Annotated in this window: 16 protein-coding genes; 13 read left to right on the forward strand and 3 right to left on the reverse strand. The window is 42.2% G+C overall.

Annotated features, from left to right (window positions below):
• Nucleotides 1–16: 16 nt before the first annotated feature.
• The 6 genes from AFM12_RS14725 (at nt 17) to AFM12_RS14750 (ending at nt 8745) form a co-directional block, all read left to right on the forward strand.
• Nucleotides 17–1903 (forward strand): tetratricopeptide repeat protein, encoded by a 1887-nt coding sequence (locus AFM12_RS14725; RefSeq protein WP_055149584.1) that lies wholly within the window; start codon nt 17–19, stop codon nt 1901–1903.
• A gap of 54 nt (nt 1904–1957) precedes the next feature.
• Nucleotides 1958–2635: a response regulator transcription factor gene (locus tag AFM12_RS14730; protein ID WP_229308516.1), complete on the forward strand. Its 678-nt coding sequence runs from the start codon at nt 1958–1960 to the stop codon at nt 2633–2635.
• A gap of 115 nt (nt 2636–2750) precedes the next feature.
• Entirely contained in the window at nt 2751–3785 is a 1035-nt protein-coding gene (locus AFM12_RS14735) for a hypothetical protein (protein WP_055149586.1), read from the forward strand.
• Between the two features lie 4 nt (nt 3786–3789).
• A complete protein-coding gene (locus AFM12_RS14740; RefSeq protein ID WP_055149588.1) occupies nt 3790–4146 on the forward strand; it encodes a LytTR family DNA-binding domain-containing protein in 357 nt (118 codons plus the stop codon).
• A 4-nt stretch (nt 4147–4150) separates the two neighbouring features.
• Nucleotides 4151–5167: a hypothetical protein gene (locus AFM12_RS14745; protein ID WP_055149591.1), complete on the forward strand. Its 1017-nt coding sequence runs from the start codon at nt 4151–4153 to the stop codon at nt 5165–5167.
• A 5-nt stretch (nt 5168–5172) separates the two neighbouring features.
• Complete coding sequence (locus AFM12_RS14750) at nt 5173–8745, forward strand: hypothetical protein (RefSeq protein WP_131458392.1); 3573 nt, start codon at nt 5173–5175, stop codon at nt 8743–8745.
• An 86-nt stretch (nt 8746–8831) separates the two neighbouring features.
• Here the strand turns inward: AFM12_RS14750 and AFM12_RS14755 are convergent, their stop codons facing one another.
• The gene (locus AFM12_RS14755; RefSeq protein WP_055149595.1) at nt 8832–9224 is read right to left on the reverse strand and encodes a hypothetical protein; all 393 of its coding nucleotides are present in this window, start codon (nt 9222–9224) and stop codon (nt 8832–8834) included.
• A gap of 191 nt (nt 9225–9415) precedes the next feature.
• Between AFM12_RS14755 and AFM12_RS14760 the strand changes: the two genes are divergently transcribed.
• Nucleotides 9416–9733 carry a LytTR family DNA-binding domain-containing protein gene (locus AFM12_RS14760; RefSeq protein WP_055149597.1) on the forward strand — a complete coding sequence of 106 codons (318 nt, stop codon included), beginning with the start codon at nt 9416–9418 and terminating at the stop codon, nt 9731–9733.
• 9 nt (nt 9734–9742) lie between these two features.
• Here AFM12_RS14760 and AFM12_RS14765 read toward each other — a convergent pair whose 3' ends face one another.
• Nucleotides 9743–9952: a hypothetical protein gene (locus AFM12_RS14765; RefSeq protein WP_055149599.1), complete on the reverse strand. Its 210-nt coding sequence runs from the start codon at nt 9950–9952 to the stop codon at nt 9743–9745.
• A gap of 155 nt (nt 9953–10107) precedes the next feature.
• On the opposite strand from AFM12_RS14765, the gene AFM12_RS14770 reads away from it, so the two are divergent.
• The gene (locus AFM12_RS14770; protein WP_055149601.1) at nt 10108–10743 is read left to right on the forward strand and encodes a response regulator; all 636 of its coding nucleotides are present in this window, start codon (nt 10108–10110) and stop codon (nt 10741–10743) included.
• Here the strand turns inward: AFM12_RS14770 and AFM12_RS14775 are convergent.
• Entirely contained in the window at nt 10735–12501 is a 1767-nt protein-coding gene (locus AFM12_RS14775; protein ID WP_157687423.1) for a tetratricopeptide repeat-containing sensor histidine kinase, read from the reverse strand. The genes AFM12_RS14770 and AFM12_RS14775 overlap by 9 nt on opposite strands.
• Before the next feature lie 215 nt (nt 12502–12716).
• On the opposite strand from AFM12_RS14775, the gene AFM12_RS14780 reads away from it, so the two are divergent.
• The 5 genes from AFM12_RS14780 to AFM12_RS14800 all read left to right on the forward strand — a co-directional run bounded on the left by AFM12_RS14780 (nt 12717) and on the right by AFM12_RS14800 (nt 20659).
• Complete coding sequence (locus tag AFM12_RS14780) at nt 12717–13049, forward strand: LytR/AlgR family response regulator transcription factor (protein WP_055149605.1); 333 nt, start codon at nt 12717–12719, stop codon at nt 13047–13049.
• A gap of 23 nt (nt 13050–13072) precedes the next feature.
• The gene (locus AFM12_RS14785) at nt 13073–14266 is read left to right on the forward strand and encodes a serine hydrolase domain-containing protein (RefSeq protein ID WP_055149607.1); all 1194 of its coding nucleotides are present in this window, start codon (nt 13073–13075) and stop codon (nt 14264–14266) included.
• Nucleotides 14267–14374: 108 nt separating this feature from the next.
• Nucleotides 14375–17272 carry an autotransporter outer membrane beta-barrel domain-containing protein gene (locus AFM12_RS14790; RefSeq protein ID WP_055149609.1) on the forward strand — a complete coding sequence of 966 codons (2898 nt, stop codon included), beginning with the start codon at nt 14375–14377 and terminating at the stop codon, nt 17270–17272.
• 6 nt (nt 17273–17278) lie between these two features.
• On the forward strand, nt 17279–19255 hold the full coding sequence (locus AFM12_RS14795) for a DUF8693 domain-containing protein (protein WP_055149611.1): 1977 nt from the start codon (nt 17279–17281) through the stop codon (nt 19253–19255).
• Nucleotides 19256–19300: 45 nt separating this feature from the next.
• A complete protein-coding gene (locus AFM12_RS14800; RefSeq protein ID WP_055149613.1) occupies nt 19301–20659 on the forward strand; it encodes a DEAD/DEAH box helicase in 1359 nt (452 codons plus the stop codon).
• Nucleotides 20660–20819 lie beyond the last annotated feature (160 nt).

Consider the following 20819-nt stretch of genomic DNA (forward strand, 5'->3'; position numbering starts at 1 on the left):
ACTATTTCTAAGGCCTATGAAAGTACCCGGAAACATAAAGTTCGCGAAACCACTTTCTTTGTTTTCCCTGCTGATCTTATTTTCTCCAAATGCTTTCGGGCAATCACTCTCGGCAATTGACAGCCTTAAAAAGGTAATTGAGACAAATCCTTCAGACACGGCAAAAGTATGGGCACTTTGTGAGCTGGGTTTTGCAGTAGAAGCCTCAAATCCAGACGATGCTTTCAGGTATTATAAACAAGCTGAGCACCTCAGCCGTGAGATCAACTACCCGACTGGTATTGTGAAATCCATATTCAACATCACCTACGTTCTGGATCTCAAGAGTCAGTTTTCAGAGTCGAAAAAGTATTACGAAGAAGCCGTTGAAATTGCCAAAGCGAATAAACTGGGCATGATGGAGGGCTCGGCTTTGTTTAATTATGGCAACTGGTACTATAAAAACAAAGACCTCAAAACCGCCATGGAACTCTATATTGAGGCTCTTGAAATCTTTGACCGTTACCCTGAAAACCCGTATTCTGAGCTTATTCGGGTGAATATGGGCAATCTTTATGTAGGCCTCAGAAGGTATCCTGAAGCCATCGAATTGAGCCGCCAGCTCATTCCTGAATTGAAGAAAGATGAGGCCAAAGTTTTTAGTCTGGTGCAGGTCATGGCAAATCTGGGCGACTCATACATCGGTCAACGAAAATGGAAGGCCGCCATTGAAACCTATGAGGAACTGCTTCAAATTGCCCTCAAAAATGATATCAAAGAAATCGCCTGTAACGCTCACAATACTCTTGCAGGTTTGTACCTGAAAACAGAGCAATTCTCAAAGCTTCTGACCGCCGCAAAACAGACACTGAAACTAAGCCAGGAAATTGAAGATCAGGTATCACAAAGTCACGCTTACAGCCATTTGGGTAATTATTATTTGCACCAGCAGCAGGCAGATTCGGCTTTATATTATTTCAAAACAGCCGAGGAGCTGGTTGGGGAAAAAGAACTGACAAACGAGCAATATTTGGTGGAAACCAACCTCGCCAATGTCTATTTGTTACAAGGTAATCTGCCCCAATACCGAAAACATAAGGAAACAGCCGACTCGCTGGAAACACTACGAATGAGCCTTGAAAGTATTGAAGCCGCCAATGAAATAGAAGCTAAATACGAACTGCAGAAAAAAGAAAATGAGATTCTACAAAAAGACCTTGAACTGAGCCAAACGCAAAATAGAAATACCCTTTTGGCCACTGGTATCGCAGCCTTAATTTTGCTTGGTGGGCTGGCCTACTACTCCATTCGGAAAAAGCAGCAAAACCTCTTGCTCGAAGAGCAAATCAATAGTCAGAATCGTGAAAGACAGCGAATAGCGGCTGAGCTCCATGATGAAATTGGCGGCAATCTGACCTCGATGATGTACATGGCCGTAGGTTTGAAAAACGGAAATAATATTGACCAAAAAGCAGAGAAAATCATTCAAACATCGGCTGACATTTCCGGCAGTATGAATGAGATTATCTGGTCTTTGACCCATGATCAGTCATCCATGCAAGACTGGCTGCTATTCATCCGGTCCCGGCTGAGTGATATGTTGGAAAACGCAGGAGTGAATTATTCATTCGAGGTTCAGTCCGATGAAGAATGGATTGACCTCAGTTCTCATGAAAAAAGAAATCTTTATCTGATTTTGAAAGAGGCGGTAAATAACGCTATCCGTCATTCAGGTGCTGACCGGATATCGATCACTATAAATTCAGATGAAATAATGGTGAAAGACAATGGAAGTGGGTTTCCCTCCGATTACAATTCAGGAAACGGTTTGAGAAACATAAAAGATCGTGCTCAAAAAATCGGAAGGAATATTGAATGGGTTTCAAACGAAGGAACTGAGGTAAGACTCACCATACCTAACTAAAGTTATATTGATGCACACCCCGAAAGCATTTTACTTTGATTTCATTTTCGTGAGATGCATTTCAATATTGAGCAAATTGTATTCATTCCACTTTTCAAAGCAGCTATGAACGAGATTAGTGTAGCTATCGTAGAGGACATTGACCAAATAAGAGAGGGCCTGAAGTATGTCATTGAATATACTGAAGGTTTTCATTGTATAGGTGCCTTTGAAAGTGGCGAGCTGGCATTGGAAAGTCTTCCTGAATCACCGGCCGAAGTCGTTTTGATGGATATCAATTTACCCGGTATTCAAGGGCCAGACTGTGTTAAACAACTAAAGAAACAATTGCCTGGTACGCAGTTTATGATGTTTACGGTATTTGAGGATGATGAAAATGTTTTTGAAGCTATAAAATCAGGGGCCAGCGGGTATATTCTCAAATCTACTCCACCTCATAAAGTGCTGGAGGCTATTCGTGAAATACACCAAGGTGGCTCGCCCATGACCGCCAGCATTGCACGTAAGGTGATTCAGCATTTTCAAAAGCCCAAAACCTCCGATAACTTCTCGCTCACTCCCCGAGAAACAGAAATCCTTAATCTGTTGGCCAAAGGCCTCTTCTACAAAGAAATTGCCGATACTTTCGGTACCTCCACCGGTACTGTCAGACAACAAATTCACAAGATTTACGAAAAACTGCATGTGCAAAACCGCACCGAAGCTCTCCTCAAATTCAAAGGCGACAGCTAACTTTTGTTAGATTGACGAGCGTGCTCAGCAGGTCTAATTTTGGGCTGAAGAACAGAAGAGTAACCAAATGATTCTCTGAAGTTTTGAAGAATACCAGTTTCTAAAAACACCTGCAATGAAATCGAATTTATACCTTTTTGCTTTTGTCTTATTATGCCTTGGGGCAAAGGCTCAATTTAGTCTTGTCCAAAAAGATTCATCCGCTGTAGAAATTCTGCCAAACGGTATTCGGGGGGGCTACGTTCCAAATTCGGCAGATACCTTGAACGTAAGACTTGGAGCGAAAACCCTTTCTTCAAATATCAACGGAGTGAGAAACGTGGCCATTGGCACACGTGCGGGCCAAAACTTTACCGGAAGCGGAAACATTCTTCTGGGCTACGAGGCTGGTGGTACAGGAAGCGGCAGTAATCAACTGTATATTGAAAACTCTTCTTCAATTACTCCACTTATCGGAGGCGATTTTGCTGCTGATAAAATCGGGGTAAACAGAACGCTGGCGAGCCTGGCTGCCAATTTTGAGAAATTACAGGTAGGTGGCGGAATCTTCAGCACAGGAAGTATCAGAGCTCAAAATGTCATACAGGGCCAGAATGCTTTGTTTATCAGTTTAGCCGGTACAGGCGAAAAACACGTGTGTGCAGATATTGACGGATTTCTGGTTCCCTGTACATCCGGAAGTACAGGAAGCGGTACTACTGAACATCATAACGTTTCAGCCATGGGCTTTTTGCCTCAAGCCACAAACCTCGCTGATGCCGATAATTTTTTAAGAAATGTACCCAACTGCCTGGTCTCTTTCGCCAATGGCACCAAAGAAACCGAGGCTTATCTGATGGCTCCGGTTGAGCTTCCCCAAGGCTTTGAAGTCAAACTGATTACCATGAACTATGCCCGGGTAGAAGGTGGCTCATTGACTCTCAATTTCCTTAAAATTCCGAAACTTGATGCCGGCCCATCAGCTACTTTGGTGAGTCTGACTGCTAATACCACTACCGGTACCATCTCAGAGAAGTCTACCATTCTGGAAGCCACAGAAGTAATAGACAATAAAAACTTTTACTACTACCTCACTGTAGAAGCCGGCAGCACCTGGCAGGGCTCAAACCTGGCTCTTCGTGGAGTCATTTTCAGTAATACTAAAGAATAAAGCCATGAGAAACTCAAACACACTAAAGAATCCTGAATTCAGAAAGCGACCTTTTGAAATGATTCATGTGGGCAGCAGAACAGAACTGTTACCCTCTGAAATCGTATTGATTTCGGCTGACATTAGTTACTCGTATATTCACTTGAATGACGGAAGAAAACTTCTGGTCAGTACCAATATTCAGAAACTTCAGGAACGCCTGCTGGGAATCAAAGAAATGGTACGGGTGCACCGCTCACACATGATCAATGTGAAGTATCTCAAAACCTTTGATGAGAAACGGGCGGCTTTGAAAAACAACCTGAGCTGCCCCATTTCCCGCAGAAAGAAAATCAATTTAGAAAACGCCTTAAACAATTGAACCCATGAAAAATATATTGACGATTCTCCTCCTTTTTAGCTTGAGCTCAGCCATGGCCACTATCAGACGGGTAAATAATAACACCGGGGTGGTACCGGTCTCAGGGCTGGTTTACACCACGCTTCAGGCAGCGGTGGCAGATGCCGCTGATGACGACACACTTTATATTGAGCCCTCGGCTACCGATTATTCATTTGGTCCTTCCAGTACCTCTGTTAGTAAAAGATTGCATTATATCGGAAACGGCTACCGGGTCAATGAAAATCAATCGCTGACTAGCCCACTGCCTTTTGATGTTAAAAAATCGAGGATAGGTGCTACTTTTATTCTGGCTGCGGGTAGCGAAGGCAGTACGTTCAGAAGTCTCAGTTTTGGCCCTGTAGGCATTATCGCACAAGCTGGAAACCTCCTTTTTTCAAGATGTAGTTTTGAGGCCTCAGCCAATCTGAGCCTTTCTTCTCAAAACAATATTCTGGAGCAATGTTTTGCCTTTGTTCAGGCCTCCATTTCACAAGTTGGTGGAAACAACATTTTCAGAAACTGTACATGGGCAGGCACTATACAATCCCAGAATAACGGGCTTTTTGATCAATGTTATATAGGTTCTCTTTCGGGGATTACCAATGGCGTTATCACTAATTCAATCATTAAGACCATTTCCAATGTTGGAACAACCAACGGCTTCTCCTTCTGTATCAAACTGATTGATGGAAACGCTAATACCTTTCCAACCCCCGGCATCAATAATAATATTGAAAATCAGGCTATTGCAGATGTTTTTGTTCAAAACCCGAACATTGCGAATTTTGACACTTTTGATAAAAGTTTCAGGTCTACTGCCACCTCACCTGCACTCGGTAGCGGGAGTTCCGGACAAGACATCGGGCCATTTGGGGGTTCTAATCCGTATCGACTCTCCGGCCAACCCAATGTGCCGATTATCACTAATTTTTACCTGGAAACCACAGGCTCAACAGCGTCAGGAATTGCAGGGAGTATCACCATTCAGTCTAATAATTAAAGGTCATGAAAAAGCTACTTTTTACCTTCTTGCTGGCAGGATGGTCTGCGATAGCCATGGCCCAGACCATCCAGAAAGTGGAGTATTTTATTGACAGTGACCCGGGATTTGGGCAGGGTCAAAATGTACCCTTAACTCCTGGAAGCACGGTTTCTGCAAGTTTGTCTGTCCCTTTGGCTGCCAATCTGCCTTTGGGTTTTCATAAGTTTTTTATTCGTGCACAGGATTCCAATAGTCACTGGAGTCAGGTGTATTCACAAAACTTTTTCAAAACCGGCTCAGATGCAACCATCAATGACGACGTAGTGGCTCTGGAATGGTTTATTGATACCGATCCAGGATTTGGTGAGGCTAATGCTGTGTCTTTTTCGGCAGGATCGCAGGAGACCGTTGCTTTAACTATCCCTTTGCCTAATGCAATGCCTTTAGGTTTTCACAAATTTCACATCCGGGCCAAAGATGCCTCAGGTAAATGGAGTGTGGTTTATAGCCAGAACTTCTTCAAAAGCAATGAGCTTCCCACCATTCAGAATATCACTTATGCCGAATATTTCGTGGGGGCTGATCCGGGTTTTGGGCAGGCCAATGAAATCTCATTTACTCCTGGAACTACGATTAATTTGAGTAATCTAGTTTATAATCTTTCCGGTAACACGCCTTTGGGGCTTAATCAACTGACGGTTCGGGCCAAAGATGCCAGCGGAAAATGGAGCGTGGTCGGTTTTAAAACTTTCGTAAACTGTCCGGGAGTAAGCATTCAGGCTCCTCAGGGTTTGCTTTCCTGTGCTGATCCTTTACGACTAAACGCTGTTAAAACAAATCCCGAAGAAGGTGGAACGCTTCGCTGGTTTCTGAATAATTCTCCTTTCAATAACTCTACAGATACTCTTATGGCACTGGAATCTGGCCAGTACAGAGTGGAATTATCTACACCGGGCTGCCCGGGAATTTCATCTCCTGTGGCTCAGGTAAATATTGTGGGCGGTACACAAATAAGACTCAAAACCTCAAAACCAGAAATGCTATGCAATGAAAATCTGGTGGTTTCCATTGATTCTGCAAATTCCGTTTTACCCGTCGGTATTCCGGCTTTAATCTCCTGGTTCAGAGACGATAATATTCTCACGGCGAACTCAGGGCAAACGTCCCAAAACACCACCTTGCCGGGTACTTTTCGCCTGCGAATGAACTTCTCCGTTTTCCCCGGCACCTGTCTGGCTTTTGACTCAGACTCGGTGACGGTAACCAACAGAAATCTGGAAATGAGCCTGAGCCCACAGACGGCTACAAACGCCCTTTCGCTATGTACGGGTAGTCTGGCCACATTACAAGCCGCTGACAATTTCCCGGAGGTTATTAGTTATCAATGGTTTAAGGATAATGTTTTGATTCCAAATGAAACATCGACCACGCTTAACCTTGACAATGCACCCGGCAATTATGTAGTTAAAGGAAGTTTCGGAGGGTGTACCGCTATACCATCTGCGGCATTAAACGTTACCTATGCAGGTTCGTCTAATGAAACGCCAGTTATTAGTGCTCTTGAAGATTTGAATTCAGTTTACTGTGGAGGTGATACTATTCATTTAACCGCCACTGGCTGTAGTGGGCCCACGCTTTGGTCTTTTAATAAAACGGGAACTGAAATTGACTTCATAACCTCTGGCTACAGTTCCATTTTTGCCACCTGTCAGGGAAGCTGTTTGGGGAGTAAAAGCAATACGTTAAGCGTGCAAAGCAATGGTTTCGATGGAAATGCTTCTTCCATAGATTATGCTGTTTTACCTTTTCAGAATGAGTACCATACCCTTCAGAAGATTGATTTTATCAATACTTATGGTGGAACACGCCCTGTGGGTTTCAAATCTCTTTTCGGCGGTGGTAAATTAAGCTTTGGAACCTTAGGGTTTCCAAATTTTGAAATCGACGGAGGGACTTACGGGGAATCAGATTTTTATATCAGATTGAATACGGCCAATATCGGCGGTGTGGGAAATTATGTCAAACTAGGCGGCTCAGGCTTTGAAACCATGACCGGCTATTTGGAAACCTCGCCACACACTTACCTGCTTTATGGCGGTAGTAATTCGCCCATCTCAGGCACAGTAACACAGGCAAATTTTGGTTTTGATGACTTTTATATAGTCAAATACGACTACCAAAATCAAACAAAAGTATTCGATAAAAGGTACGGAGGAAATCAATATGACAGAATAGAGAATGCTATTCAGCTCGATAATGGTCAACTCATTCTGGCGGGGACCTCTCAATCAGCCAATACCGGAAATAAAAGCACAGCTGGTTTCGGTGATGATGATTACTGGGTAGTAAAAATAGATGCCAATGGAAATAAACTGGCAGACTTTTCCTATGGCGGTTCCGGCGATGACAGGCTGGCTTCCATCACCAAAATCAATGAAAACCTGTTCCTCCTTTTTGGTACGAGCTCCAGTGGGATCAGTGGAAATAAAACGATAGCCAATTTGAATGGAAGTGCCGATTACTGGGCCGTTTGGATTAATGCAAATGGAGTAATTCAGCAACAAAAGGTGTATGGTGGCGATGGTAATGAGCAAGCTGTCAAGGCCTTACTTCTGGAAAATAATGAGCTGCTTTTTGCCGGAAATTCAAACTCAGGTATTGGCTCAGATAAAAGTCAAAGTAACCGCGGTGAAAATGATTTTTGGGTACTCAAAACAGATAGTGAAGGGATAAAAATCTGGGATAAGACTCTAGGCGGAATCAAAAATGAGGGAATGATAGCCGCGAATACCACCGTAGAAAATCACCTCGTTTTTTTCGGAAACACCAAAACGCTATCCCCATCTTTTGAGCGTCAAAAACCGGGCTTTTCACACAGCGAACCTCTGGAGCAGTTTCATCAGGATACCTGGCTGGTAGAACTGGATCAGAACGGCAATTTCGTGACGGAGTATATCATGGGAAGTTGTGGTTTTGATGAGGCTTTCCCGGTTCTGGAAACAGAGAATGGCGATGTATTGACAGCTAGTCATATCACCCGAAAATCAGGCTGCTCTGTCAGTTATACAGATGTCTCCGGCATTGACCAGAAATACCCGGTATTTCTGAACCTTGTGAAAGCCAAATACCGTAGTCAAACCATGCCTTTCTGCAAGAATACGGAGGTATTCGTCAGAGCAAAAACTCCGTCTATTATCAATTATCTCGTGTCATCCGTCAATCAGAAAAGTTCGTATTCCAATCAATTCGTATGGTCCAATGGGGAGACGAAGCAGTATTTCAAAACCACCATAGCCGATAGTCTTGTCCTCACTTTTAGATACCAATTACTGGGTCAAAATTGCTTTTCCAGATTTGGCCTTGCCGATTTGAAAAGGCATCCGGACACCCTCAGTCTAAGTGATTTTGAAGGAAGTATATTTAATGATCTACCTGTCAAACAGTTTGCCTACAAGTATTTAGAAAGTAGTAGAGCCGTAATTGATCAGGCGACTTATACCTCAGAAGGGGGAATTGAACTTACACCAGGCTTTGTCATTCAGGCTAGTTCTGCTAAGATTTTCCTGGCTCAGCCTGCTGCATGTGTGAATGATTAAAACTATAGCCGGGAAAGAATTCAATAACTTAATTGAAGGTGTAGCTTGTTACCCAGGCTACACCTTCCTTTTACAAGTTAAATAGTTTAGTCTTTCTTTTTAAATCTGAATACAATTAATGAAGCCAAATAAGCTTCAAAAAAACTCAATGGCACAGCTATCGGCAGAATTCCATAAGGTAGAACATTCATATTACCTATAACAAGCCACATCAGCACAAATCCTACCCACCAGGCGAGAAACACGGTTTGCCACAAACTAAATTTCTTTGAAAAAATATATATGGCGATAGCAAAACACAGAGACCAGATACCCCAAACAGCTCCATTGACCGGCTCTGCCGGGAAAACAAGACCCATACTTTGATAATGCTCCGTCCAGTAGATTTTGAGGAGAAACTCATTTCTTAGAAATTCTGAAAGACTGATCCAGATGGTGGCCAGTAAAACCGGGAGAATGCTTTTTTGTAAAGAGCTCATGTTTAGTGCATTTTTCTTCAGTGAACAAAATTTAAAGAATTTCTTGCAAACACAAGTATACGAACTCTATGAGCTAATAAATTCCGTAGAATTCATAGGATTGCTTAGGACCAGTTAAACGAAAAACACCACCTAAACCCAAACTGGCTTAGCTTTTGCATACAGTTGATTATTCGACCAAAAGTTTAACCATGAATTCAAAGAAAATCATCCATCTCGGTGGCAGATTACATCGTTCGTACGAAGAGATCAGTTTTCTCAAAGCTGATGTCAATTACACCCGTATACACTTCAAAAGTGGTGAAACCGAACTAGTCGCTACCAACCTTGGACAAATAGAGAAAAGACTTCCTGAGGGTCTGTTTTACCGGGTTAACAGGTCAACTATTATTAATCTGGATATGAAGGATCTCCAGATAGCGGCAGACAGCATTCGAAAAAATAAAAAACCCTTATTTAAAATCTCAAAAAGACGAAAACAAGGGCTTTTGGAAGTACTTAACCTGTAAAAGAGACGTTTAACAGCCTCCTCCACCTTTATACGAGCAGCAGTCTTTGTGTTTTATGGTGTCTCCGTAATCCCCTCCTGACCCACATCGGCTGCAAGACAGATTCAAGGTTCCCACATCCTGAAGCAGGATAATTTTACCCTTCAGTTTTTCAGCATCAAGCATGTTGAGGCCAACTTCGTTCAAGTCGTTTTCTGGTATTAGTTTTTCACTCTTCATAAGTACTGTTTTTTCTATAAAGCTATAACCATATCAAAGGCCGATAAATACTGGTTTCCATTGAAAAAGTGTAAGGTTTATAGGTACTCATAACTTATGAAGGCTTTCATACTCAGATGTTTCATTGTATTTTGGCCAAAGAAATTTAAGAAGCTGTGAAAATCGCCCTCATTGACGACCATGAAATCATTCTGGAGAGCCTATCGCTTCTTCTGAATGCCATGGAAGAGGTTTCGGAAGTCAAAACGTTTGATAATCCGGAAGTAGCCCTGAGACACTGCCTGGCTTATGATTTTGATTTGATCATCACCGATAATAAAATGCCTGAAATGGCGGGTTGTGCTCTTACGCTTAAGCTTCGCAAAGAGAAACCTGAGTCCAAAATTCTCATGCTCACCATTGATGAGGATTTTGATACTATTAGAGAAGCTTTTCATGCCGGCATCTTGGGCTACATCATGAAAAAAGCCAATAAGAAAGAGCTTAAAGAGGCCGTACTTTCTGTGGCCGGTGGTAAACGTTTTGTAAGTGATGCCGTTCTTTCTGAACTGCTAAAGCCGCAGCAAAATAATGTTGTGAATGATACTGATCATATAGAATCCTTATCGGCCAGAGAGATTGAAATTGTAACACTTATAGGTCAGGAGTTTTCTACCAAAGAAATTGCGGAAAAGCTATTTGTGAGTGTAGCGACTGTTGAGAAACATCGCCATAATATTCTGAAGAAACTTGGGGTTAAAAACTCTATTGGTATCGTAAAGTTTGCGATGCACAATGGTTTGTTAGACTAAGGGAATATTAATCTCCAGCTCAAAATTTTTATCTTTTTCAATTCTTACATCGCCGCCATAATGGTTCACTTTGGTTCTGATATTTCTCAGGCCCTGCCCCTCTTTCAATGGTTTTTCATTCAAGAGCCCATCATTTTTAAATCGAATAAAAATATGGCTATCAATTATTTCCATCAAAAAAGAAACCTTCGAGGGCCGGGAGTGCTTCTGCATATTGGTGCAGAGTTCCATCACAAATTGGTAAACATGATACTGCAGAGACTTATTGATTTTACCCACCTTTTCATCAATTTCAATCTCAAAAACGGCATTAGACTGCCCGGCTATGCTGGCAAAAAGTTGCTCGGTGGCTGCTTTCAATCCTTTATCCAGAAACTCAAGTGGCCGTAATTCATGGGCCATACTTCTGACATCTTCATAGAGCTTCTCCAGCTCCGCAACCAGCGGTGTATAAATGCTATTTTCCATTTTGCCTTCGCTGGCTTCTACACGCCATTTAAGTGCCGAAAGTTTGGTGGCGATACTATCGTGAAGTTTATCAGACACTCTTCGGCGTTCCAGCTGTTTACCTTCATAAAGAGCCTCTTCCACCTCACAATTTCGCTGGCTCAACTGATCATTTAGCTCTGCAATCTTTTTCTTAGTTCTGGCCTGAAAAAATAACAACAAAATCCCTCCCAAAATGGCCACAACCAAAGCCATAAGCCCGTATTTCAGGTTTTTATTCTGTAAGTCGCTAATGGCCAGTTGCTGCTTCTCAAACTCATATTTCTTATTGAGCTCGGCATATTTCTCATTTACTTCCTGACGTTTAAGACTGTCCTCCAGAATTTGATAATACTCTAATGTTGACAATGCATTTCTGATGTCACCACTTTGTTTGTAGGTGTGATAAAGCTCGTAATAAGCCCGATTAACGAACTCAAGATATTGCTGTGAATCAGCTGCTGCAATGGCCAGTTTTCGGTATTCGATGGCTTTCGGGTAATTGCCGTTTTCTATCTCAGCATTTGCATAATCAGTGTAAATATTGAAAAGCACAAAATAGTTAGGGATCAGCTTTGCCTCAAGCAAGGCTCTGGCTCTATACTCCTCGGCTTTTGCCTTATTATTAAGCAATTCATACACCGCTGCCTGACCCTGCAAATTATTAGGGATTTGGTTCTTGATTAAGCTGTTTGGCAAAAGCTCTTCAACCCGCTTGTAATAAGCGAGTGCTTTTTCATAATCTTCCTTGCCTTTGGCATGAAAAAGAGTGTTATCGCCATAAAAATCGATGATCCAGATGGCATGGGAGGTATTTTCTAATTGCAAAGCAAAGGGTTCAGCCTCTTTGAAGAGTCGCAAACATTCCTCTTCATTCCCGTTATTGAGCATCACAAAACCGAGCAAAATTTTGGTATAAACAACATGTTCAGGAGCAGAGTTATGCTCTTTCATGATTTTGAGAGCCCCATGATAACTCTCAACGGCCTTCTCGTACTGACCCAGCTTATCATACTTTTTGCCTACTGCTCTTAAGTAGAGGGCCTCGCCAATGGGCCAACTACTTTTTTTCCAGGCTCGGTTAAACCGTTCAAGCCGCTCATCTGCCAGAGGGTCATTACCAAAAATACTCTTTTCGCACAGATCATTATAATAGTACATGAGTGTGGTGTCACGTGCCAGAGTCTGTGGCTGAGTTTCCAGGTATTCGATGGCCCGGGCAAGGCTGTCCCTGCTTAATCCGGTTTCAGATTTAGCGGTTGTTCGTACCACAACCATTAACAATATGACTGATACAAGCTTTTTCAGAAGCAGCTAGCAAAAGATGAAAATACAGTAATTCCTGGCCCATTTCAAAGCGAATGTAGTATTCCGAAATCGTGTATAGGCCAAATTCAATGTTTCCATGTATCTCTTTTCAATGGAAACCGGTATTTCTCAGAGTGGTACTATTCTTGAACTTTGATTTACTAAAAAATAGTAATCCCATGAAAACAGAAATACATATTGGCGGCCGAATCACACTGCCTGAAGAAGAGATTATTCTGCTGGAGGGCCACATTAACTATACCAACGTTTACACCAAATCAGGAGACATTCACATAGTGGCCACCACCTTGAAGTTATTGGAGAACAGAGTCTCTGATCGTTTCTACAGAAGCCACAAAAAATATATCGTAAACCTTAAGGAAATTGAGGAATATGGCCAGACCAATATTCGCCTGAAAAATCAAAAACAAGCTCTCATTTCTCGCCGCAGAAGGCAAGGCTTGGTGATGGAGCTCAATAAAATAGAGCTTAAAAAGGCCGGAATAATCTAAAAACCTTTTTCATTGAATTCGATATGTACAAGTCATACTCTTTTGTAAAACCAGCCCTACTCTCTTTACTTTTTACGGTATTCTTCGCCTGCGAAAAGAGTTCTCCTGATGCTCAGAACCCCATACCCAAAGAACCTGAAACTCAGGAAGACATTGCAGAGATTGATAACCTGGTAACCGGATTGATGACTAAATACAATATTCCGGGAGCATCATTGGCCATCGCCAAAAACGAAAAACTGGTTTATTTGAAAGGTCTGGGTGTAGCAAATACTTCGACGAACGAACCTATGACTTCTGATCATCTTTTGAGAATCGCTTCCACCAGTAAAGCATACACTGGTCTGGCAATCATGAAATTGCAGGAGCAAGGCCTGCTAAATATTAATGATAAAGTTTTTGGCTCCGGTGCATTGCTTGGCAATAAATACGGAACTAAGACCTATACAGAGCACATAAAAAACATAACCGTTGGCCAGCTTTTACACAATACCAGCGGGGCATTTGTAAACGCCAATGGCTATGATCTCATCAACACCAATGACAACCTCAGCGATAACGAATACATGAACTGGCTCATGGATAATTCATTTACTACCACCGCACCCGGTGAAGCCTATTATTATAATAATGTTAACTTTTTTGTCGCCTGTATGGTGGTTGAAGAGCTGTCAGGTATGTCTTTCATAGACTTTGTCAAAAAAGAAATTCTTGCCCCAATTGGTGACTCCGAAACTACGATTGCCATGAATTCGGGTAATCACCCTAAAGAGGTCACCTACTATGGTCAGGGCAATCTGGTCAATAACGTTTACAACTTCAATATTGAACGATACAAAGGTGCCGGTGCCATGGTTAGCAATGCCCGATCGCTCCTGAAGTTTGCACTGGCTCTTGATGCGAAGGGTGGTCGTGAGGACCTTCTTTCATCAAACCTTCTGGCAACTTTCAGGCAGGTTACGCCACTCCAGCCAAACTGGGCACATGGAGTTGGTATTTGGGGAAACCGAACATATATGTATGGCTCGCTACCCGGTACGCGTTCCGGCTGGATGATTGAGCCTTCAACTGGCCTTTCTGCAGCAATAATTTTCAATAGTAATATTGACTACACTAACGCCTCTCTTAATCAGGAGTTCGCCTTTGCGGTGCAGGATGTGCTCGTTGATCTGATCACTAAAAACAGAGCTTACAAAGACATTGATCAGTTTAAGTAATCAGCAAAACTACCACTGACACAGTTTATTACACCATCTGCTCAAAAGTCCGGTTTCGTACTCTTCCAAACATTAGTTTAGTCATTGACTAATACACATGCCTGGCTAATGAGACTAACTATTCTGACCGCTTTACTTTTCATTTGTAAACTACTTTCCGCACAAACCATCATCTGGGATGGTGGTGGAGATGGAAGCACCTGGGAAGATCCGCTAAATTGGGACACCGATGCCATTCCCTGTACGACATGCGACGTCATCATTCGCGGGGCAGATGTCTCTATAAGCTCAAATCAAAGCATCAAAAGCCTGAGCATCAGGAAAGACTTGTCTAATATAACGCCCTCCCATTTAACACAATCCGGTGGTTTTACATTAGTAATCAGTAGTGCCGTTACAGTGGGTTTTCAAATTCACCCGGACTGTGAGGCACTCATGAATGGAATTACCAACATTACGGGCTGTAACACCGGAATTTATCTGGACGGCTTACTCAACATTGCAGGCACAGGAACCATTACCGAGAGTGGAAGTACGTTTAGAGCCATTACAAATAGTGGAGAAATTCAGGTAAACGGAATCCTAACAGTCAACAAAAACATTGAGAATTATGATAGAATCTATATTTACGGAACCTTGAATGCCGTAGGTATACCGAGCTTTAGAAATTACTTTGACGGCTTTTCTGATGGACTTATTCAAGTTTTTTCCACGGGTAACCTTTTCATTCAAAATCCGCCGGGTACTGGATTATATAATGCCAGAACCCTTGTCAATCAGGGACAAATAACGATTACCAATTCCACCGGTGGCCATGCGATTGATAATCAAAATATCGGAGGAACGGCCGTTCTTCAAAACTTTGGGACAATTGACGTTACGAATTCGGCATCTGGATTGTATCACGGAACAGCAAACTTTACCAACGAAACCACGGGAGTCATTAATGTAACAAACGGGAGTAAAGGAATAGAATGCCCGAATTTGATAAATAAAGGTGAAATAAATATCTCAGGATTAACCGGAGATTCTTTCTTAGGAGGTCTCACGAATTCCGGTTTTTTCCATATTGATCAGTCAACCAATGGGATGAGCCTTACCCAACCATTGATAAATCAAGCTTCCGGAACTATTAAATGCAGCAATCTAACCAACGGAGGAATCTCTGTTTTTTACCATAAGCTATTAAACGAAGGCTTGATAGACTTAGATACCCTTGGTAATGAAGGTATTGTATTGTACGAATTGGTAGACTCTCTCATCAATAAGGGCCAGATTTTGATCAATAAGACCGTAGGCAATGGTTTGAGAACCTGGGGAAACACAATTCATACACCGGTACATAATTACTCCGGAGCCGAAATAAAAGTTACAAATGCCACCGGTGCCGGGATGGGATTTGATGGTACCATGAAAAACGAAGGGTTGCTGGAAGTTCAAAATGTTGGAGGAGGAGGAATGGGTTTCTCCAAAGCAGTGATAAACTCCGATACTATAAAAATAATTAACGGGAGTCAATATGGCCTTTCTCTATCCTACTTTGGCACCAGTAACTCGTTCACAAATACCGCTTCAGGCTTTGTTCAATTACACTCGCTGTCAGATGGTCTTTCTGTAGGCGACGGGATTTTTATCAATCATGGAAATATTGATATTCAAGAACTTAGCGTTTACGGAGTAGTAACAAACTCTGATAATTTTCAAAATTTTGGCACAATAGCCATTGATGATGCCGGGGAATATGGCATTAGCCAGGGTGGTATTCTAACCAATAAAAGTGGCGGCGAAATCAATATTATTAACTCCGACAAAGGCATCCTCAACCAAAAGAGGATTTTCAATGAAGGTTTGATCTACATAAATCAGATCAATGACATAGGATTTGATAATAATGGTCAGAGTGATACCTTGAAAAACCTGGGCACAATCCGTATAGTTGGCACTGGTGGGGCCGGTCTACGATATGATCCTTTTGGAGTGATTGACCTCTTCATCAATGAATCTAGCGGACTGATTGATGTCTCACAATGCTCGGCTACAGGGATAATATTGGATGGAAATACTCATGAAAACTACGGGCAAATTCTCATTGACCGGTGTTCAATAGGTCTGGACGATAAAACGTTTAATCCCGGGTCAGGCACCAGAAAGTTCTCAAACTTCGGATCTGTCGAAATTTCCAATTCCACCCTGGAAGGTTTCAAAACCGTAAGGGAGTTTTATAATAAACCGGGGGGGCGATTAAAGATTTTGTCCTCCGGAAGCGATGCCATCGTAACCAAAGGCTTGACCAATGAAGAATGTGCCTGGATCATAACTGATGGTTCCATTTACACTCCGGTATCTATTAAAAATGACGTGAATGACGGCTTCATCATTCAAGATACCCAAGACACCAACAGAATTTATAACGCCTTTGAAAATAATGGCGTTTTTGTCGATTACAATCGCTTTTTCCCTGAAATCGGCTTCAATGCATTTGTGAATAACGGACACTTGATTCAGCCACCTGCCGGTTTTCTTTCACCCGGCAAAAGGGAATTTTATGTAGTCAATAAAGGTAGCTCAGCGGTATACACCCTTGGTAATATATGGGCCAATAAAAACCATACTCTTATCGCGGCTAATGCGAATATAAGTGATGGAAGTTTGTTACCAACAGTAGATGCTCCGGTGGCAGATTCACTTTTCTTTTCCTTTTCTGCGGCGGGTTGTACTAAGGATGTTCCGGTAAATATCAATAATTCACCAAACTGTGGTGGAATCTATAAAAACCTACTCTACACAGGCTCTGCAGACAGTGACTGGAATAACCGAATGAATTATTCGCCTAAATTATTGCCTGGCCCATGCAGTGATGTGGTTTCAAACCCCTTTCTTAATCTGACTGTTCCCACCGGTACAAAAGCCCGGGCACATACTCTTCAGTTTACTCCATATTCATATCCATCCGCTCACTTTCTGGCCGAACCGGGAAGTGTCTTTGAGTTGGATGCTACAAATTGATTTGTTATGAAAACATTAAGAATTTTACTCATACTGCTAATTACTCTTTCAGACCTTAAGGCCCAAACTATTAGTTGGGTAGGTGATATACCAGGAGATGGCATTTCTTGGAATGATCCCTGGAACTGGTCGGCATTCAGAGTGCCCAATGCAAATGACATTGTTGGAATTAACGGGGATAGTGTAGTAGTCAATACTGATGTTACAATTAAGCAGTTGATAGTAGGTGCAGGTGGTATTTTATATCAGGTATCTCCAAACAATAACATCGAATTTATTGTGCAGCAATCCTCGGGGCAAGGTGTGGAGCTTGAAAACGATGGTAAACTCTATGTCAATGGCGAATTTCAAATTATTAACTCTGCTAATAATGGACTTTACCTCGACGCTCTCTCCACCTTCATTGGAATGCCTAATGGATTACTAACGATAGATGATTGCAATCAGGACGGAATAAAAAGCATTAGCGGGGCCGTTTTTAGCAATAATGGAGCGACTATCATTATTCAGAATCATAGTGGCGATGGAATAGACCTCACTTCTTTTAATAACGCTGGAAAAATTCAGGTAATAAGCGGTGGAGTTTCCGGAGCTGTTATTTCAGGAAGTACAGGAGAAAATAGCGGTATTTTTCAGGTAGACGGCGGACTAACCATTCAAACCAGTAGCCTTTTCACAAATACTGCAAGTGGCGAGATAAAATGTACAGAAGACGGGATGGCTCTAAGCTCAAACTTCGATAATTACGGAGACCTGGTTTTAGAAAATTCCACGGGTAATAACCTCTTTTTCAGCTCCAGTGGTAAGGTTTTTAATAATTATGATAACGTCATCTTTAGAAATACAAGCTCCGACAACGTCTTTTTGGGTACAGCTGCTACCATATATAATCACTCGGGTGCCTCTTTCAGGTATTTACCAAATCTTTTGCCTCCTCTAAATCCAGATGTTTTTGGGCTTGTTATTCAAGATGCCGATACCCGGTTTATCAATGAAGGTCTGGCAAGTTTTGATATGAGGTCTAAAAGGGAAGGTGTGAAAGCATTCGGCCGCGGTATGATAATTAACTCTGGTGAATTCAATATCTCCAGGTATTACAAAAAAGGATTGATTTCAGATCCCTATGGTCTAAACGACACTCTGTTATACAATACCGGTGAGGGTCAGTTTTTTATTGATCAAGCCGTCGTTGCCGATGGAATTGCTCTGGAAATGAGAACCCGGAATAGACTTTATAATGACCCCTGTGCTGATCTCGTTATTCAGGATTCGCTGTACATGAGCGGTATTGGTCTCGCAGTACAAAACGAAGGCTACATGGAAATCGAAAAATTTGAAATCACTTCTAATGTCTCTTTCAATAACGCCGGAGCTCTTTTTATTGCCGATACCAGCCTGGCAGATGGTGGCCCTGCCGGGTATCTTAATGACTTTACAAACACGGGATTGGTATACCACCCGCTAAGAGGCCCTTTGATATTGAACACTACCGTTACACCAGTGTTTCCATTATATAATGCAGCCAACTTGAACAGACCCATTAACGCCATTTATTTTAAGGCTGACAATAACGGTTCATTGGCCAACTGTGGAATGTATTTTGAAGGAAGCAACACTTGGACTCCATGTCAATACGCCATTGATTCAGACACGGCTTATTTTGAATTTCAAAACCAAGGCTCTCCTTGTAATATCAGAATGCTGACACTCCCTTTTGTGACACCACCTGTCTGGGACTGCACTTCTGCCCCACCCGCCACAGTGGTTTTTACCGGAACAGTTTCTGAAGACTGGCACACAGCCGATAACTGGTCAAATAACCAAATTCCCAGACCCTGTGATTCAGTGATCATCCCACATGAAACCAAATGCACTATTTTTTCCGATATGACAGCCACGGCGAAAACAATTCTCCTCCAGGACAAGGCCGTCTTTGAAACCAATAATAACGTCGTCTTAACCGTTGACCCCAATTATCCTTAGTGAGTACTGAATAAATAACCGGCAATAAGGGCTTACCTTTGCCCAATGAATACTTTTGATGATTTCAAAATCAAAAAGCAGTTACGAAATGCTTTAGATGATTTGGGCTTTGTGAACCCCACTCCTATTCAGCAGGAGGCCTATTCGGTCATTTTAAGCGGATCAGATTTTGTGGGTATTGCTCAAACGGGTACCGGTAAAACCTTCGCTTATCTGCTTCCCATTCTTCAGGATTTGCCGTATGCAGAGCAGCTCAACCCAAGGGTTCTGATTCTGGCCCCTACCAGAGAGCTGGTTTTACAGATAGTGGAGCAGGTGGAAAAACTCACCGAATATATGAGCGTTAGGGTGCTTGGCGTTTATGGCGGTTCCAATAATATGAAAACTCAAAAGCTGGCCGTGATGGAGGGTGCCGATATTCTTGTTGCTACCCCCCGGAGGCTTTACGATCTGGCCATCAGCAATGCTGTTAAACTGAAATCTGTCAAAAAACTAGTGATTGATGAGGTGGATATCATGCTGGATTTCGGGTATAAAACACAGTTGAGGAACATTTTTGAGCTTTTGCCGGCAAAGCGGCAACAGATTCTGTTCTCCGCCACTATGACGACTTATGTTGACGAACTGATCGATACTTTCCTGATCAATCCAATCAAAAAAACGGTTGCCATCAGCGGTACGCCTCTTGAAAATATCAGTCAAACGGCTTATGCCGTTCCTAACTTTTACTCAAAAGTTAATCTGCTGAACCACCTTCTACAAGATAGCGAGACGTTCAACAAAGTGCTCATTTTTGTGGGCTCCAGAGTGGAGGCCGACAGGCTATTTGAAACCTTTGACTTTGAGCATGAGTCCTCCCTGATTCATGCCGGCAAAGAACAGAATTACCGGACGACATCTATTGAAAACTTTGAAGATGGCTCCAGCAGAATTCTGATTGCCACTGACGTGATTGCCCGCGGAATTGACTTTGAAAAAATCAGTCATGTCATCAGTTTTGATACGCCTTTTTACCCTGAAAACTACATGCATCGGATTGGGCGTACAGGTAGAGCCGAGGAAAAGGGTAATGCTATTTTGCTTCATACGGAGAAAGAAAAAGAACAGAAGGAGGCTGTTGAGAATTTGATGAAATATGAAATCCCAAGTGTAGATTGGCCCGAGGAGGTGCAAAAGTCAAGTCAGCTCACCCCTGAGGAAAAAGATCAGCCAATTTCCCAAGAAGGGCTGTCAAATATCAAACCGACCAAACAAACCGGTGCTGCTTTCCATGAAAAATCAGCTAAAAACAGCAAAGAAAAAAAGGAACGTGTAGCCTACGAAAAGCAACTTAAGCAACGATATAAGAAGCCCATCAGACGTGGCGACAAAATCCAGAATATGAAAAAGAAGAAAAAGAAGTAGGTATTCCTTCTGATCGCAATGCTAAATCTACTACCTGAACGGATTTTTTGAGATATCAAGAAATTCAAAACTTGGCACCTTAAAAAAAAGTTTTAGAAGTAACCAGGCGGCCAAAGTGAAAAGAAAAGTTTTTAGAATCAGAAAAAGAGTAAATGCAAAA

The organism is Jiulongibacter sediminis (assembly GCF_001306455.1).
Classification (GTDB): domain Bacteria; phylum Bacteroidota; class Bacteroidia; order Cytophagales; family Spirosomataceae; genus Jiulongibacter; species Jiulongibacter sediminis.